This window comes from Nocardia yamanashiensis, from assembly GCF_021183565.1.
GTDB classification, from domain to species: domain Bacteria; phylum Actinomycetota; class Actinomycetes; order Mycobacteriales; family Mycobacteriaceae; genus Nocardia; species Nocardia yamanashiensis.
Map to the genome: position 1 here is coordinate 3,783,872 of NZ_CP089226.1, position 16,548 is coordinate 3,800,419.

The following is a 16,548-nucleotide window of genomic DNA, read 5'->3' on the forward strand; positions in this document are numbered from 1 at the left end:
GGCCATGCACGCCGTGCCGCGGCCGATCTACCGTGAATCATGCTGCTGCAATACTTCCGGCGTCCGGGTATCGACGAGATGAACCGCGTGGTGGATGCGCTGGAGCTGCCGGAGGCGGTCTTCAAGACCTGCCCCTGGCAGCCCCGGGAACTGGTGGAAACCGGTCTGCGGCAATGGTTGCGCTGCTGCGGCGCCGCCATGCGCGAGGGCCGAGTGATCGGCATGCCCTCGCATGCGGTGGACGAGGCCTGGCATGGACTGATCCTGTGCACACTGCGCTATCAGCGCTTCTGCGAGGCCGCCTACGGCCGGTTCCTGCATCACTTCCCGGACGGCGAAAGCCTCGGCGGCGCAGGTGATCCCATGGCGGCGCAGCTGGGCCGCACGGTGGTGGCCTGGTCGATGGTGGCGCGCCCGGAGGAGCGCTGTGTGCTGTGGAGCCTGGATTCGGTGGTGGGCGTGACCGATCCGTGGGGTCTGCCCACGGATCGGATCCAGCTCATCGAATCGCAGCTGCGTTCGGACGGCTGATCGGATCAGCTGCCGCCCCCGCAGCCTCCGCCCCCGCCGCCGCAACCGCCACCGCCGCAACCACTTCCGCCACCGCAGCCGTGGCCGTGGCCGTGACCCCCGCCCCCGCCGCAACTGCTGCCGCCGCCGAACCACCCGCTATCGGAACCCCCGCTGCCGGTGCCCCCGCCGATCCCCCAGCGCCGGTTCCACCGTCGCCGGTCCCGCCGGTCCAGCCAGACGATCCAGCCGATGATGCCCGCGACGATCAGCACCCCGAAAATGATCGAAACAACCATCGATTTCTCCTCCCCGAGCGAGTTCCGATGGCGGCGTCCTCCACACCACCATCGGAACTTTCGATGCGATAGCCAAAAAGCTACGGCGCTCGATTCGCTCCCGACAGCCCCTTGAATTCGGGTATGCCGGCGAGGATTCAGGGATATGACCGATGGGTACGCATCAATTTATGTGAGCTTCACCCGCGCCGCGAAGAACCGCGCCACGGCCGGCGCGAAACGGTTGAATCGGTATTGCAGCCAGGCTTCCGGCGTCACCGGCACCACATCGCGTCCCTGTTCGACGGCCTTGACGATCTGCGCCGCCACCTTCTCCGGACCGTAGCGCCGCGCGGCGTACAGCTTGTCGAACTTCTGCTGCTTGGCGGCTTCCTCATCGGCGGAGACGCCCGAGAAGCGGGTGGTCGCAACGATATTGGTGTGCACGATGCCGGGGCAGATGGTGTGCACGCCGATGCCCTGGGCGGCCAGTTCGGCCCGCAGGCAGTCGGAGAACATGAATACCGCCGACTTGGAGGTGGAGTAGGCGGCGAATCCGCGCTGCGGCGTATAGGCCGCCATCGAGGACAGGTTGACGATATTGCCGCCCAGTCCGCGTTCGGCCATTGCCTTTCCGAAAGCACGGCAGCCATTGATCACGCCGTGCAGATTGATATTGAGCACGCGATCGAATTCCGCTGCGGACGTGTCGAAGAAATCGCCCGCCGCGCCCACGCCCGCATTGTTGATGAGAATGTCGGGCACCCCGTGCGCCGCGATGACCGTGGCGGCGTGCTCGTCGACGGCGGCCGCGGAGGACACGTCGAGCTGGTAGGCGTGCGCCGTACCGCCCTCGCGCGCAATGAGTTCCGCGGTCTCCTTGGCCGAGTCGAGGTTGATGTCGGAGAGCACGACCTCGGCCCCGAGCCGCGCGAAGGCGAGCGCGGTCTCGCGCCCGATGCCGCTGCCGCCGCCGGTGATGACCAGCAGCTGGTTCTCGAAGGTCCGCTGTTCCCGGCCGACTTCGGCGCGCAGCAGGGTGCGCGGGGCCTCCCCCGTGCGCAGCGAGTCGATGAGTTCGATGGTGGAGGTGGCGAGCAGTTCCGGATGCGAGAACGGCAGCCAGTGCCCGCCGCCGACCTCACGCCGGTACAGGTTCGGCGCGTATTCCTTGGTGTCGCTGTAGCCGGCGGGCCGTACGGCCACGTCCCGGCGCGCGATGATCAGCTGCACCGGCACTTCGGTGCGCCGTTCGCGCGGCCCGGTCATACGGGGCAGGATGTTGGCGCGGTAGATCCGCATGCCGTCGAAGAAGTCGCGCCGGAACTCGGGCCCGAATTTGATGTTCTCGGGCGAGGTCTCGTTCATCAGCCCGACGAATCGCGACCACATCTTCTCGGTGGCGAGGGGCTTGAGCACCACGCGCGGCACGCCCGGCGTCATGAACAGCCCGGTGTAGGCCGAGGACAGCAGCTGGGTGAACGGACCCCACAGCTTGCCCTTGGCGAGGTTGGCCCGCGTCCACGCGCCCAGGTGATCCAGGTTCGGCCCGGACACCGAGGTGAAGGAGGCGACGCGGTCGGCGGCCTGCGGTTCGCACACGGCCTCCCACATCTCCACCGAACCCCAGTCGTGCGCCAGGATGTGCACCGGCTTATCGGGGCTCACCGCGTCGGCGACGGCGAAGAAGTCGGCCGCGAAATGCTCGAGCCGGTAGTCCTCGGTGCGCGCGGTGCGGGTGGAGCGCCCGTGCCCGCGGGTGTCGTAGGTGACCACGTGGAAGCGGTCGGCCAGCAACGGCACCACCCGGTCCCACAGGTGGTTGTCGTCCGGCCAACCATGCACCAGCACAATGGTTTCCGCCGACGGCTCGCCGTATTCGTAGACGGCGAGGTCGAATTCGCCGCTGCGCACGCGGCGCTCGGACGCCGGGATGATGGTCGATTGATCGGTCACGATCTTCTCCTGGGAGACGGGTGCTAGAGGTCCAGCACCAGACGGTCCCCGTCGCAACGGGATACACAGATGAGCATGTCGCCGGCGGCCCGCTCGTCGGCGGTGAGCACGGTGTCACGATGGTCGACGGAGCCTTCCAGCACCCGCACCACGCAGGTGCGGCAGAAGCCCTGCCGGCACGAATACGCGCTGTCCGGACGGACTTTCAGCACTTCCTCCAGCACCGATTTGTCGGCCGGGACGTCGACGGTCTCGCCGCCGCGGGCCAGTTCCACGGCGAAGGCGGTGCCGTTCACCACCGGGGGCGGTGAGAAGCGCTCGGAATACAGTTCCACGCCCGGCATGTCGCGCACGGCGTCGGCGATGACCTGGGTCATGACCACCGGACCGCAGCAGTAGACGGAGGTTTCGGGGCCGACGCCGGGCAGCAACGCGGCCGCGTCGGGGATGCCGTGCTCGTCGTCGGTGCGCACGGTGACGCGATCCCCGAAGCTCTCGACCTCGCTCAGGAACGGGATGGTGTCGCGAGAGCGCCCGGCGTACACCATGGTCCATTCGACGCCGAGGCGCTCGGCCATCCGGATCATCGGCAGAATCGGCGTGATGCCGATGCCGCCCGCTACGAAATGCACACGGGCGGCGGAGGATCCGTATCCGGGCAGCACGAACGGGAAGGCGTTGCGCGGCCCCCGCACGGTCAGTGCGGTGCCTACCTTCAGCTCGTCGTGCACTTCGAGGGAGCCGCCGTTACCGTCCGGAATGCGCCGCACCGCAACGCGATACGCGTGCCGGTCGGCGGGATCCCCGCACAGCGAGTACTGCCGCACCTTGCCCGAGGGCAGTTCCAGATCCAGGTGCGCACCCGGCCTCCACTCCGGGAGAGCGCGCCCGTCCGGTGCGGTCATCAGCAGGCTGATCACATCGGTGTCGTGAGCTTCGACGCGGCGCTCCACCACGACCAGCGGTGTGCGCCGATCGTCCACCCGCGCGACCGGGGCCTTTCGGTTGACGAAAGTGGTCCAGCGCAAACGGGCTTCGGCGATCCGGTCGAGCACCCGGGTGGTGCGATCCTGACGGTTCTTGCCGTACAGGTCGTCCGGCAGCGTCGCCGGAATCGGTCGGACTGCGCTCACGAGGCCATCATCCGGGCGGCCGGCGACTGCGCCAGGTACGCGATGGCCTGAGCGCTGGAGCCGACGGGTTCGGGTGTGTAGGCGGGCTTGAACACCGTCAGCGCGCTGTAGAGCAGCGATGGGATGCCGGGCAGCGCACCGCGCCACATGGCCGCGAAGATGCGCAGGATCAGCATCGGATAGCGGTGGTTGGGCAGGTTCGGATCCTGGTGCGCCAGGTATTTGGTGCCGCGCACCAACAGCGCGATGAAGATGGGGAAGACGACCAGCATGAGCGCGCAGCGCCGCACGTAGCCGACGCTGAAGTATTCCGCGACGTCGTGCGCGACCATCCGGTGCTCGACTTCTTCGGCCCCGTGCCAGCGGAACAGGTCCAGCATCTGCGGGTCGGTGTCGAACCGCTCCAGGTCGGCGTTGAGGATCCAGTCGCCGAGGAAGGCGAAGAAGTGCTCCAGGGTGGCGATGAACCCGAGCCGCTCGACCAGATGCTGCTGGCGCGCCGCCTCGGTGGTGAGGTCGTCGCGCGGGCCGAGGGTCTTGCGGAAGATGTATTCGGTCTGGCGCACATACGGTTCCACGTCGATGCCGTGCGCGGTGAGCACCTCTTCCAGGGCCCCGTTGTGGCTTTCGGCGTGCATGGATTCCTGGCCGATGAAGCCGATCATGGCTTCGCGCAGCTTCTCGTCCTTGACCAGTTCGAGCGCCTCGCCGAACGTCACCAGGAACATGCGCTCGCCTTCGGGCAGCAGCATGCTCAGTGCGTTGAGCACATGCGAGGCAACGGGCTCGTCCTTCATCCAGACCGGTGCGGTCTTGGACCAATCGAACCGCACATTGCGGGCATGCAGGGCCACTTCACCGGGTTCGGTCACCACGCGGCGGCCCAGCTTCGGAAGTAGCTTCATCGATACTCCTGGTTTCGTCGTCCGAGGGCCGCGCTCGACGCACGGCCTCCGCATTGCTACGTGACTGTAGCAACATTCTACCCGTATATGAAACCAGGAGTTACACCTAGAATTATGCCCCTGACCATGCTATTGATCAGCTGTCCACATGCACGTGGGGCCGTTGCGAGCGGCGCGGGACGGCGCGCCGGATGATTTCCCGCGTCACCGGCGCCACCTCGCCCTCGCCGAAGAACATGAAGCGCAGCAGGTTGGTCAGCGGATTGCCCTCGGTCCATTCGAAGTACACGTGCGGCGGGACGCCGGTGCGGTCGCGAATGGCCAGCAGGATGGCGGCGATGCAGTTCGGCACGGCCGCCGCCTCGACCGACAGGATGTGGTACTGCTCCACCTCCACCGCGGTGACCAGCAGTTCGGTGCTGAACTCGGAGGGATCCTTGACGATCACCTCGAGGAAGAGGATGGGATCGCCGTCCGGAATGTGGCTCTCCCGGCGCTGATCGGCTTCCTTCTCCGCGTACTCCGACGGATGCCGGGCGTCGATGTCGTGGGTGACGATGCGGACCTCGCCGCGCGCGGCCAGATCGTCGATCAAAGCGGCTGCCCGGTCGTCGAAGGTGACCGTGATGGCCCGCAATTCGAAGGCGCGGCGGAAGCGCGAGGCGAACGACACCACCAGCGTCGCCAGGATGAACAGCAGCGCCAGTTGCGCGCCCTCGGGCTTCTCGATGACATTGTCGATGGTGGTGTACACGAAGATCGCCGACACCAGCCCGAACAGCAGCACCCGCGAGCGCTGCCGCTGCCGCGCCGCCGACAAGGTCACCGCGACGGCCGCCGAGGTGATGAGCACCAGCACGCCGGTCGCGTAGGCCGCGCCCTGGGCGTCGACGCCGGCATCGAAATACCAGGTGATGCCGAATGCCACCGCCGCGAAAACCAGTACCAGCGGCCGGATCTGGCGCGCCCATTCCGGAGCCATGCCGAAGCGGGGCAGGTAGCGCGGCACCAGATTCAGCAGCCCCGCCATGGCCGACGCGCCCGCGAACCACAGGATCGCGATGGTGCTGATGTCGTACACGGTGCCGAAGGCCGCGCCGAGATGCTCGTGCGCGAGATACGCCAGCGCCCGCCCGTTGGCCGCGCCGCCGGGTTCGAACGCCGCCTCGGGAATCAGGATGGTGGTGATGAAGCTGGAGACGATGAGGAAGCCGCTCATGATGAGCGCCGCGGTGGTGAGCAGCTTGCGCGCGCCGATGATCCGGGCGCGCGGGTACTCCTCGGTGTCCCCGGGCGCGCCCTGGATCTGCGGCATGACCGCGACGCCGGTCTCGAAACCGGACAGGCCCAGCGCGAGTTTCGGGAACACCAGCAGCGCCACCCCGATCATGGCGATGGGGCTGCCGTGCTGCGCGGTGAGCGCATGCCCCCAGTCGGTGACCAGGGAGCCGTGCCGCAGCACCTCGTACACACCGCGTACGGCGACAACGAGATTCAGCGACAGGTAGACCCCGACCAGCACCACCGCGATGCCGATGGCCTCGCTGAACCCCTTGAGGAACACCGCCGCCAGCAAGGCCAGCAGCACCAGCGTGATGAGCAGGTTGTGCCCGTGGAAAGCGTCCGGCACCAAGGGATTCTCGACGATGTGCGCCGCGCCGTCGGCCGCGGACAGCGTCATGGTGATGGTGAAATCGGTGGCCGCGAAGCCGAGCAGCACCAGGATCAGGATCTTGCCCCACCAGTTGGGCAGGAACTTGGCGAGCATGGCGATGGAGCCGCCGCCGTGCGGGCTCTCCTTGGCCACGCGCCGGTACACCGGCAGCGCGCCGAGCAGGGTGAGCGCCACCAGTACCAGGGTGGCCAGCGGGGACAGCACGCCGGCGGCCAGGGCCGCGATGCCGGGCTGGTAGCCGAGGGTGGAGAAATAGTCGACGCCGGTCAGGCACATGACCTTCCACCAGGGATGCTGGCGTTCCTTCGGCGCCCGCTTGGCCATCGGCCCCGGGAGTTGCGAGTGTTCTTCACCCGCGTCTTCCAGCAGCCAGTTCGCGAAGCGCGAACGTGACCGGACTTCGGTCGTGGTCACAAATTCCTCCCCGGAACCCGTTGGCACGGTCTCCCGAAATGTCGGCGATGTCGTGGTCAATCTACTCACGACACGCCGACGGGAGACACAGCCCTGACCGCGAGTCTCGGTGGCTGCCCGGCTAGCCGACGTACCCCGCGACCGCCCCCGCGATTGCCTCGGCCAAACGCGCACGGCCGTCGGCGGATTCGAGTACGGCGATATCGCCCGGATCGCGCATGTTGCCGCATTCCACCAGCGCGGTGGGCCGGTCGGAATGGTTCAGCCCGGCCAGGTCCGAGCGCGGGTTCAGGCCGTCGGAGCCGATATAGGTGGAGGTCTGGAATCCGGAGCGCACCAGGCTGTCCCGGAGTGCGGTGGCCAGCCGCTGCGACGGCTCGCCCTGCGCCTGGTTCAGCGGCGGGGAGGAGTGCGCGACGTGGAAGCCGTGCGCGCCGGCGGGTGCGCCGTCGGCGTGGATGGACACCACGGCCGCCGCCCCGGTCCGATTGCCGAGGGTGCCGCGTTCGTCCACGCACGGACCGGCTCCGGAGTCGCTGTCGCGAGACATGATCACCTGATAGCCGCGCGCGGTGAGCAGATCCCGTACCCGCTGCGCCACATCCCAATTGAACTCGTGCTCGGTGTAGCCGTCGTTCGCGGCGGTGCCGGTGGTGTTGCAGGCCTTGGTGCCGCCGCGGCCGTCGGACACCTGGGAGTTGATCACTTCCGGATGCGCCGCGCCGCCGCCGTTGTGCCCGGGATCGAGCACGATGGTCCGGCCCGCGATCGGAAGCAGCGGCGCCGCCGGGAATTTCGCCACCGGCGCGGCCGTGACCTGTGCGCTTCCCCCGATCAACAGAGCACCGCAGACCGCCGCCATCAGTTTCCACCGTCGCTGTCGCACGGGCCCTACCCTACGACCCGCCGCAACCCCCTGGCGAGCGCCGCGGCGGGATCCGGTCAGTGTTCGAGCTTGCGCAGCAGGTCACGCAGGGTGCGCAAGTCGGCGGCCGGGAGGTCGAGGAGCGGGCGCGGCGCGGGGTCGGGGGTGGCGCGGGCCTCGGCGTAGACCCGGCGGCCCGCATCGGTGAGCGAGACCAGTTTGCTGCGCCGGTTCGCCGGATCGATCTCGCGCAGCACCAGCCCGCGTTCCTCGAGATCGTTGACCACGACGGTGGTGGCGGGGGCGTCCATGGCGGCGGCGTGCGCGAGTTCCTTGACCGTGAGCGGTCCGGGCAGCAGCCGCTTGAGCACCCGAATCCGGCTGAACGGCATACCCGTTCGCTCCACCACGGCCCGTTTGTAGCCGTCGCGGGAATCCATCACCAGATGGGTGAGCAGGTCCCAGACCTCGTCGGGGGTGGGCGTGTCAGCCGGCATGGGTGGGGACTTTCTGTTCGAGCAGTGGTGCGACACGGTCCCGGGAACGGTACGCCCACGGGGTGCTGGCGGCGACTCCGAGCGCGAGCACGGCGACGGTCAGCGCGCTGATGGTCCACCACAAGCCGGCCCCGGAGAGCGCACCGCACAGGGCGACGCCGAGACTCACGCCGACCTGACGGCTGGTGGAGGCGACGGCGGCCGCCGCGCCCGCGCGATCCAGCGGCATTCCGCTCACGGCGGAGGTGGTGATGGGCGCGTTGACCATGCCGAATCCGATACCGAACACGGCGAATACGACGATCAGCTGCCAGACGGGGGTGTCCGGGCGCAGCTGGGTCAGGCCGATCGCGGCGATGGTCATGAGCAGCCCGGACGCCACCAGCGAGGGCCGGGTGCCGTAGCGGCCCACCAGCCGCCCGGAGAGGGGCGAGAAGATCAGCATGCCGATCGCCATGGGCAGGTACAGCAGACCGGTGTGCACGGCCGAGAAGTGCCGTATCCCTTGCAGATACAGCGACATGTCGAACAGGAACGCGCCCAGCGCCGCGAAGGCGGCGACCGCGATCAGGGTGGCGGAGGCGAAGGGGAAGCTGCGGAAGAAGCGCAGATCGATGAACGGCGAGCGGTGCCGCGCCTCGTGCCACACGAAGCCGAGCAGTGCGACGGCGGCGACCGCGAAGAACAGCGGCTTGCCCTCGATGAGACCGAACACCAGCGTGAACAGGGTGAGCATGGCCAGCACCTGGCCGATCGGGTCCATGCCGCGCGGGTTGGCCGACTTCGATTCCGGCACATACAAAGTGGTGAGGACGAAGGCGACGGCCACGATGGGCAGGTTGATCCAGAACACCGACTGCCAGCCCAGGGCGTCGATGAGCCCGCCGCCGACCAGCGGGCCGAGCGCGGTCGAGATGCCCACCACCGCGCCCCAGATGCCGACGGCGCGAGCGCGTTCCACCCTGCCGGTGAACACCGTGGTGATGATCGACATGGCCACCGGGTTCAGCATGGAACCGCCGATGGCCTGCACGAACCGGGCTCCGATCAGGACTTCGATGCTGGGCGCGAGGCTGCACAGCAGCGAGCCGGCGGCGAAGGTGAGCAGGCCGATGCGGAAGACGCGGCGGCGGCCGAAGCGGTCGGCGAGCGCGCCGGAGAGCATGAGCAGGCTCGCCAGGGTGAGGGTGTAGACGTCGACGATCCATTGCAGGCGCGACAGCGGCGCACCGAGATCGGACTGGATGGTGGGGATGGCGACATTGACGATGGTGGCGTCCATGGACGAGATCAGCAGGCTCATACAGCAGGTGATCAGGACGATCGTCTTGCGTCGCGCGCTCAACCCTTCGACAGTTGTGGGCACACAACTATTGTGAGCACACAACTATTGCCCCGCAACCCTTCGCGGTGTGCCGCCCGTCACCGCTGCCGCCGCGACTCCGGCGCGAACAGGCGTTCCAGTTCGGTCCACGGCCAGGCGGATTCGAGGAATTCACCCAGCACCTGGGGCACGACCGAGGTGACATCGTCGGTCTGTTCGGCGGCCGTGCCGTAGGTGTGGGCGCTGACGGTGAAGCCGGGACCGAAGGAGGCCGAGGCGACTTCGGGGATGCCCTGATCGGCCCAGCCCCATTTGGTGCCGGTGACGCGCGGCAGCCGCGCGGTGCCCCAGTCCTGCTTGGTGCCGTCGGCGGCGGTGTCGCTCGCGGCGGCCATCCAGCCGAGGATCGGCGAATCCGGATCGTCCCGGAGTTTGGCGGCCAGGAAATCGGCTACATCGGCGGTGCTGGTCGAGGCCGTGCCCCAGCCGCCGGATCCATGGGTTTCGGTGAGTCCGTACTCTTTTGCCACCGCGTCGATGGCGGCCGGGTACTTGGCGGCCAGGGTGTCGGCGGCGCCGTCGTCGGAGAACCGGATCATGCGCTCCCCCAGCTCGCGATCCTGTGCCGCGCCGTCACCGTGCCGCAGTGCGTAATCCACCACGTACAGCTTGACCACCGACAGCCCGGAGCGGACCTCGTGCTGGTTCGGCGTTCCCCACTTCAGATCCGGCAGGATCGAGCGCACCGAAATGGCGGTGCGGGAGGGCACTTCCACCGTCGGCATGTCCCGCTGCGGCGCCGGGAAGGGCAGCCCGGGGATCGGCAGGGACGGAATCGGCGGCGGCGCAACGGGTTCCGCCGGCGCCGGCGGTCCACCGCACAGTACGCCACCGGCCACGATCGTTCCGGCCACCCGCGTCCGCCAGCCCATCGCTACCTCCGCGCCAGGCCCCCGCGCGCTCCAGCTTGCCGCGCCGCGCCCCCGGGATCCGGGAGCCCGGCGGCGACACGCCGGAGTCCGGTCAGCTCACCAGGATCGGCACCGCCGCCACGTCGTTCTGGGTCAGCACGGGCAGATGCTGGATCTCGTGCTCCGGCACGGCCAGTCGCAGCGCCGGGAAGCGGGCGAAGAGCGCGGGCAGCCCGATCGCGGCTTCGAGGCGGGCCAGCGCCGCGCCCGGGCAGATGTGCGGGCCGTAGCCGAAGGAGATATTGCGGTTGGCGGTCGGCCGCGTGACGTCGAATTCGTCGGCATCGTCGCCGTGAATGGCGGTGTCACGGCCGACGGCGCGGTAGGAGATGACCAGGCCCTCGCCCTTGGCGATGACGGTGTCGCCGACGGTGATGTCCTCGGTGGCGAAGCGCATGAGCAGGTGGGTGACCGGGCCGTCCCAGCGCAGCGTTTCCTCGATGGCCTGCTTCCATTCGATATCCCCGGCCAGCACCTTGCTCAGCTGTTCGGGCCGGGTCAGCAAGGCGCGCACCGCGTTCAGGATCAGGCTGACGGTGGTCTCGTGCCCGGCGGCGACCAGCGCCTTCAGGTTGCCGACCACTTCCTCCTCGGTGAGCGGTTCGCCGCCCTCGTCGGCCAGGATGAGCGCGCTGGTGAGATCGTCGCCGGGGTTCGCGGTCTTCTCGCGCACCATGTTCGTGAAGTACACGTCCATCTCGCCGATGATGCGCAGCCGCTCGTCCTGCGGGGTGAGCATGGAGAAGAACTTCTTGTACCAGTCCAGCAGCATGGGGTGGTCGGCACGCGGCACGCCCATCAGTTCGCTGATCACGCGCATGGGCAGCGGGTAGGCGAACACCTGCTTGAGGTCCACCACCGCGCCGTCGCGGCCCGCGGCCTCGAGATCGTCGAGCAGTTCGGCCACCAGGCGTTCGATATCGGGGCGCAGGGCTTCCAGGCGGCGCGGGGTGAGCGCCTGGGTGGTCTTGATCCGCAGCCGGCGATGCTCGGCCCCGTCCACGGTGAACATGGAGCGCCCGGCATTGATCATGCCGATCAGCGGCCACTCCCAGGTGACCACGCCGGAGGTCCACAGCCCCCAGCTCTCGATGTCCTTGACCAGGCGGGTATCGGTCAGCAGCTGGCGCGCGAGGGTGTGATCGGTGACGGTCCAGGCGGGGACGCCGAGCAGTTCGATGCGGGTGAGGGCGCCGGCGGCGCGCAGGCGGGCGGTCTCGCCGGCCAGATCGGCCACCATCGGATCGATGGCGATGGCGTGCGGGCAAGGGGAACTCACTGGAAACCTCCGACGGCGCGAACTGGGGTGAAAACAACTGGGAGGGAGGACATCCCGCGCAGGAAGGGCGACGGCCGCCGCACCAGGCTGCCGGCCGGGACGGCCAGATCGATATCGGGCAGCCGGTCCAGCAGCACCTCGATACCGGTGCGGGCGATGGTTTCCGCGATCTGCTGCGCCGGGAACGGGCAGCGGTATTCGCCGTGGCTGAACGCGAAATGCGCGCTGTTGCCGGTGTGCACGGCGCTGCCGGGCACCTGCTGGCGCACGTGCGGATCGGTGTTCGCGGCGGCCAGGCCCAGCAGCAGCAGGTCGCCGGCGCGAATCACCTTGTCGCCCAGGCGAGTGTCGCGGGCGGCCCAGCGACCGGCCAGGATCGAGGTGGGCGAATCCTCCCACAGCACTTCGATCATGGCCTCGCCGACGCTGCGCCGGCCGCCGCCCAGGGCGGCGGCGAAACGGTCGTCGGTGAGCATCAGCCGTACCGAGTTGACCAGCCAGTCCGAGGTCGGCAGGTGACCGGCGGCGGTGATGGCCATCAGGTCGTTGACGTATTCCTCGTCGGTGAACGCCTCGGGATAGTCCAGCAGGCGCGAGACCAGGTCGTCGCCGCGTTCGGCCTGTTTGGCGGCGAGCAGGCGCTGCATGTGCTCCATGAAGCGCAGGTGCGCGGATTGCGCGTCGGCGCCGCCGTCGGCCATCACCTTCATGGTTCGGGCCAGGCGCGGGCCCTCGTCGTCGGGAAAGCCCAGCAGCCAGGCCAATACGAGGACCGGGAGCGGTTCGGCGAAGTCGGCGACCAGGTTGGCCTGCCCGCGGCCGCAGAAGCCGTCGATCAGTTTGTCGGCGGAATCCTCGCAGACCCGGCGCAATTCGAACGGGTCGACCGCTTCCAGCGCGGGTTCGACCATGGCCAGGTGGCGGCGGTGCTCGGCGCCGGCGGTGAAGTAGATGGACGGCATGGGCCGCCCGACCATGGGCAGCAGCGGCCAGTCCGGGGGAATGCTGTCCCACTGGTTCCACAGGCTCACATCGCGCGGGAACAGTTCGGGAGACGTTGTCACCTGGTGCATTTCGCGATAGCCGAGCACCAGCCAGGCGGGTACGCCGCCGGGCAGTTCGACCGCCACCACGGAGCCGTGGTCGCGGCGCATCTCCTGGTAGAGACTGTGCGGATCGGTGTGGAAGCGGGGGCCTGCCAGTGGGACGACGCCGGGCCCGGACTGGACCGGGCAGCCGCCGGCGGGTGCGGGCGTGGTCATGCGGTGCGCTCCGGACGGGTGAGGTATTCGACGAGGGTGATCAGCACTTGTTTACAGGACTCGCGGTCGCGGGCATCGCAATCGACCAGGGGCACAAGGGGATCCAGGTCGAGGGCGTCGCGTACCGCCCGCTGGTCCGCGCCCGGCCCGAAGTTGTTGGTGGCCACGATGAACGGGGTGCCCTGGTGTTCGAGCCGGTCGATGGCGTACCAGGAGTCCTCGATGCGGCGCTGATCCACCAGCACGATGGCGCCCAGCGCGCCCGCGAACAGGCGGTCCCACAGGAACCAGAACCGTTCCTGGCCGGGTGCGCCGAACAGGTACAGCACGTGTTCGTCGTCGATGGTGATGCGGCCGAAGTCGAAGGCCACCGTGGTGGTGGTCTTGCCGGGCACGGCGCTGGGATCGTCGACGCCGTAACCGCTTTGGGTCATGGTGGCCTCGGTGTCGAGGGGCCGGATCTCGCTGACCGAGCGCACCATGGTGGTCTTGCCGACCCCGAAGCCGCCGACGATGACGATCTTCAGTCCGTGCCGGGCGTCGGCGTGCAGCGGGGCGTCCGCGCGCGCCGGCCGGGGATCAGAGATTGCGGAGTCCAACGAGCACCTTCTCGAGCGTGGTGGTGTCAGGCAGCGAATTCCATTGCGCGCCAGGGTTGTGCCGTGGATGGCGGACGGTGATGCGGCCCGCGTGCAGCAGATCCGACAGCAGGATGGTGGCGATGCCGACCGGCAGCCGCAGTTCGGCGGCGATCTCCACCACGGCGGTCGGGGCCCGGCACATGGTCAGGATGGCGACGTGCTCGGACTGCATGCCCGGGGTCGGTTCGCATTCGCTGACCACGAGGGTGACGAGATCGAAGGCATCGGAATCCGGGCGGCTGCGGCCGCCGGTGAGGGTGTACAGCCGATCCGGATTCTCGTCGGGGCGGGTCACGACACGCCCGCTCCCCGGACTCGGGCCGGCACGGCCAGGTGTTCGCCCAGCTGTTCCACCAGCTCACGCATATTGTGGCCGACCAGTCCGGCATCGGCGTGCTCGGCGGCGACCACCGCGATGTGCGCGCCCACCCCCGCCTCCACGATGAACAGGATGCCCCCGTAGAACTCGGTCATGGACTGCCGCACCCCGCCGCGCCCGTCCCCGAATTCCACCGACGCCCCGTGCGAAAGGCTCTGCATCCCGGCCGCGATGGCGGCCAGCTGATCGGCGCTGTCCGCCCCCAGGCCGTCGGTATGGCAGATCTTCAGGCCATCCCCCGACAGCAGCAGCGCGTGCCGCGTGTGCGGGGTACGGGTCAGCAGTTGCTCGAGCAACCACCCCAACTGTGTAGCGGATGCCGTCATAGCTCGCTCTCCATGTCCGGGGACGGGGAAGTCGGGGCGCCCCCGGAGTTCTCACGCACCGCTCGCTGAAAGGCCCCCAAAGCCGAAGGCGATCCCGCCGGTCGCACCGGCGCGTCCACCCCCGCTCCCCCCGACAATCCCTGCGGATGCGCCGCGGCGAGGGCCTGCCCGCGCTTCCGTTTCGGCAACCGCATCCCACCCGAGCCCGCCTGCACCTGCACCGCGGGTCCGAACACACCGCCTCCGGCGGTCTCATCCAGCCGCCGAGAGACCGGATCATCAAGCACCACAGGCGTTTCCGGATCCGCCGCGATAACGGAGGCCAAGAGCGAGGAACTGGGTTCCCGGCCGATCGCGGCCACCATCGCCGCGGATTCGCTCGCACCGACGGCAGCGGACTTCGCGTCATCCACGGACATACCGGCATCCGCAGACATCCCGAGAGTCACGGCCTGCCCGGTATCCGCGGGCATACCGACATCCGCGCGGGCCCCGCGGTCGGCGGTCTCGACGTCGACGACGGTCGGCGCGGCCGCGGGGTCGGTGGGCGCGGCAGCGGCGACGAGCGCGGGAGTAGCGGCGGGATCCGGGAGCGCGGGCGCGGCGGCGAGCGCGGGGGTAGCGGGCGGGGCGTCCAGGGCCGCCGCACTCACCGGGCGCAGGCGGGTGGAGGAGGTGGCGGCCAGCGCCGTCGCCAGGGTTGCCGTGTGGGCGGCCGGTTGCGCGCCGGGGGTGCGGTCGAGGCGGGTGGTGAGTTCGCGGGGAACGACCACCACCACCGCGGTGCCGCCGATGGCGGAGGGGCGGTAGGAGACGGTGAGTTCGTGTTTGCGGGCCAGATGGCCGACGACGGCGAGGCCGAGGCGGGTGCCGGAGAGGGAGGCGAGGTCGGCGCCGCTGCCGGTCTGGCCGCAGACGGTGAGTTCGGCTCGGCGCAGGGCGGATTCGCTCATCACCAGGCCGCTGTCCTCGATGGTGATGACCACGCCGGCGGGCACTTCGGCGGCGTAGACGTGCACCTCGGTGGTGGGCGGGGAGAAGTTGCAGGCATTGTCGAGGAGTTCGGCGAGGGCGTGCATGATGCCTTCGGCCGCGTGCCCGGCGATCGCGATCTCGGCGATGGCGCGCAAGCGGATGCGCTGATAGCCCGCGACGCGCCCCATGGCTCCGCGCAGAATCGATTCCATCGCAATGGGTTTGGCCCAGCGCCGCCCGGAGCGCGCCCCGCTGAGCACCGCGATGCTGTCGGCGAGGCGTCCGGCCTGGGCGGTGCGGTGGTCGAGTTCGAGCAGATCGGCCAGCACCTGCGGATCCCCGTGCCGGTGCTCCATTTCGCGCAGTTCGGCCAGCATGCTGGTGCTCATGGCCTGCATGCGCCCGGCCGCGCCCGCGAAGGCCGCCATGGCCGCGGCCCGCCGATGCTCGACTTCCTTTGCGTCCCTGGCCTTCTCGGCCAGCAGGCTTTCCAGCTCGCCGATGCGCTGCCGCGCACCGGCTTCCAGCCGTTCCACCCGCTGCCGCGTGGCCTGTTCGGCTTCCTCGGCCCGCACCCGCGCGGCCTGCTCGGCCTCTTCGATGCGCCGCAGCGCCTCGTTCTCGACCGCCTCGACCCGCAGCCGGGCCTCGGTCTGCACGGCCTCGATATGCTGCCGCGCTTCGTTCTCGATGGCCTCGACGTGCTGGCGCGCTTCGCTTTCCATGGCCTCGACGTGCTGCCGGGCCTCACTGGCGCGGGCGTCGACGAGCAGCTGCGCTTCCATGTCCAGGTTGTCGAATCGCTGCTGCGCCTCGCTGATTCGCGCTTGCGCGTCGGCGAGTGCCCCGGTCATCAGCTCCTCGGCGGCCGCCGCGGCGGCCCGCGCCCGCACCGCCTGCTCGCGGTAGTGGACGGCCGCGGTCACCGCGGCGCACCACAGCATTCCGGCCAGCAACGCCCCGATGGCGAGCGGCACCCGGAACTCCGCGGGCGCGGCGAACACCGCCGCGGCTATCGCGAGTCCCGCGACCAGCGCCGAGATCAGCAAGACCGGATAGGGCAGGCGCGCACCCGAAACGGCTGGCCCCGCACCGCCCGGCGGATTCGATGTTTCCGACAAAGCCCCGCACTTCCGCATCCACGTCCGCCGGGGCAAC

16 protein-coding genes are annotated in these 16,548 nt (G+C 69.2%); 1 reads left to right on the forward strand and 15 read right to left on the reverse strand.

Translation table 11 applies throughout. The annotated features are described in order from the left end of the window. Positions 1 to 39: 39 nt before the first annotated feature. The gene (locus tag LTV02_RS18260) at positions 40 to 531 is read left to right on the forward strand and encodes a glycine-rich domain-containing protein (protein ID WP_233041125.1); all 492 of its coding nucleotides are present in this window, start codon (positions 40 to 42) and stop codon (positions 529 to 531) included. A 5-nt stretch (positions 532 to 536) separates the two neighbouring features. Here the strand turns inward: LTV02_RS18260 and LTV02_RS18265 are convergent, their stop codons facing one another. The 15 genes from LTV02_RS18265 to LTV02_RS39265 all read right to left on the reverse strand — a co-directional run bounded on the left by LTV02_RS18265 (position 537) and on the right by LTV02_RS39265 (position 16,511). After that, the gene (locus LTV02_RS18265) at positions 537 to 809 is read right to left on the reverse strand and encodes a hypothetical protein (protein WP_233041126.1); all 273 of its coding nucleotides are present in this window, start codon (positions 807 to 809) and stop codon (positions 537 to 539) included. Between the two features lie 168 nt (positions 810 to 977). Then, a complete protein-coding gene (locus tag LTV02_RS18270; protein WP_233041616.1) occupies positions 978 to 2,747 on the reverse strand; it encodes an SDR family oxidoreductase in 1,770 nt (589 codons plus the stop codon). Positions 2,748 to 2,767: 20 nt separating this feature from the next. Beyond that, positions 2,768 to 3,877, reverse strand: a complete 1,110-nt coding sequence (locus LTV02_RS18275) for a PDR/VanB family oxidoreductase (RefSeq protein WP_233041127.1) — start codon at positions 3,875 to 3,877, stop codon at positions 2,768 to 2,770. Then, a complete protein-coding gene (locus LTV02_RS18280; RefSeq protein WP_233041128.1) occupies positions 3,874 to 4,782 on the reverse strand; it encodes a metal-dependent hydrolase in 909 nt (302 codons plus the stop codon). Before LTV02_RS18280 ends, LTV02_RS18275 begins: the two co-directional genes overlap by 4 nt. A gap of 136 nt (positions 4,783 to 4,918) precedes the next feature. Next, positions 4,919 to 6,781, reverse strand: a complete 1,863-nt coding sequence (locus LTV02_RS18285) for an APC family permease (protein WP_233041617.1) — start codon at positions 6,779 to 6,781, stop codon at positions 4,919 to 4,921. A 211-nt stretch (positions 6,782 to 6,992) separates the two neighbouring features. Then, positions 6,993 to 7,757, reverse strand: a complete 765-nt coding sequence (locus LTV02_RS18290; RefSeq protein ID WP_233041129.1) for an N-acetylmuramoyl-L-alanine amidase — start codon at positions 7,755 to 7,757, stop codon at positions 6,993 to 6,995. A gap of 56 nt (positions 7,758 to 7,813) precedes the next feature. Further along, the gene (locus tag LTV02_RS18295) at positions 7,814 to 8,233 is read right to left on the reverse strand and encodes a MarR family winged helix-turn-helix transcriptional regulator (RefSeq protein WP_233041130.1); all 420 of its coding nucleotides are present in this window, start codon (positions 8,231 to 8,233) and stop codon (positions 7,814 to 7,816) included. Continuing rightward, positions 8,223 to 9,599, reverse strand: coding sequence for an MFS transporter (locus LTV02_RS18300; RefSeq protein WP_233041131.1), 1,377 nt, complete (start codon positions 9,597 to 9,599; stop codon positions 8,223 to 8,225). The genes LTV02_RS18295 and LTV02_RS18300 overlap by 11 nt, the downstream gene beginning before the upstream one ends. Positions 9,600 to 9,655: 56 nt before the next feature. After that, positions 9,656 to 10,489: a serine hydrolase gene (locus LTV02_RS18305; RefSeq protein ID WP_332909587.1), complete on the reverse strand. Its 834-nt coding sequence runs from the start codon at positions 10,487 to 10,489 to the stop codon at positions 9,656 to 9,658. Between the two features lie 91 nt (positions 10,490 to 10,580). Next, on the reverse strand, positions 10,581 to 11,807 hold the full coding sequence (locus LTV02_RS18310) for a cytochrome P450 family protein (protein WP_233041132.1): 1,227 nt from the start codon (positions 11,805 to 11,807) through the stop codon (positions 10,581 to 10,583). Next, a complete protein-coding gene (locus tag LTV02_RS18315; RefSeq protein WP_233041133.1) occupies positions 11,804 to 13,069 on the reverse strand; it encodes a cytochrome P450 in 1,266 nt (421 codons plus the stop codon). Before LTV02_RS18315 ends, LTV02_RS18310 begins: the two co-directional genes overlap by 4 nt. After that, complete coding sequence (locus LTV02_RS18320; protein ID WP_067719429.1) at positions 13,066 to 13,668, reverse strand: GTP-binding protein; 603 nt, start codon at positions 13,666 to 13,668, stop codon at positions 13,066 to 13,068. The genes LTV02_RS18315 and LTV02_RS18320 overlap by 4 nt, the downstream gene beginning before the upstream one ends. Continuing rightward, positions 13,649 to 14,005 (reverse strand): DUF742 domain-containing protein, encoded by a 357-nt coding sequence (locus tag LTV02_RS18325; protein ID WP_067719431.1) that lies wholly within the window; start codon positions 14,003 to 14,005, stop codon positions 13,649 to 13,651. Before LTV02_RS18325 ends, LTV02_RS18320 begins: the two co-directional genes overlap by 20 nt. Continuing rightward, positions 14,002 to 14,415, reverse strand: coding sequence for a roadblock/LC7 domain-containing protein (locus tag LTV02_RS18330; protein WP_067719434.1), 414 nt, complete (start codon positions 14,413 to 14,415; stop codon positions 14,002 to 14,004). Before LTV02_RS18330 ends, LTV02_RS18325 begins: the two co-directional genes overlap by 4 nt. After that, entirely contained in the window at positions 14,412 to 16,511 is a 2,100-nt protein-coding gene (locus tag LTV02_RS39265) for a sensor histidine kinase (protein ID WP_269821635.1), read from the reverse strand. Before LTV02_RS39265 ends, LTV02_RS18330 begins: the two co-directional genes overlap by 4 nt. Positions 16,512 to 16,548 lie beyond the last annotated feature (37 nt).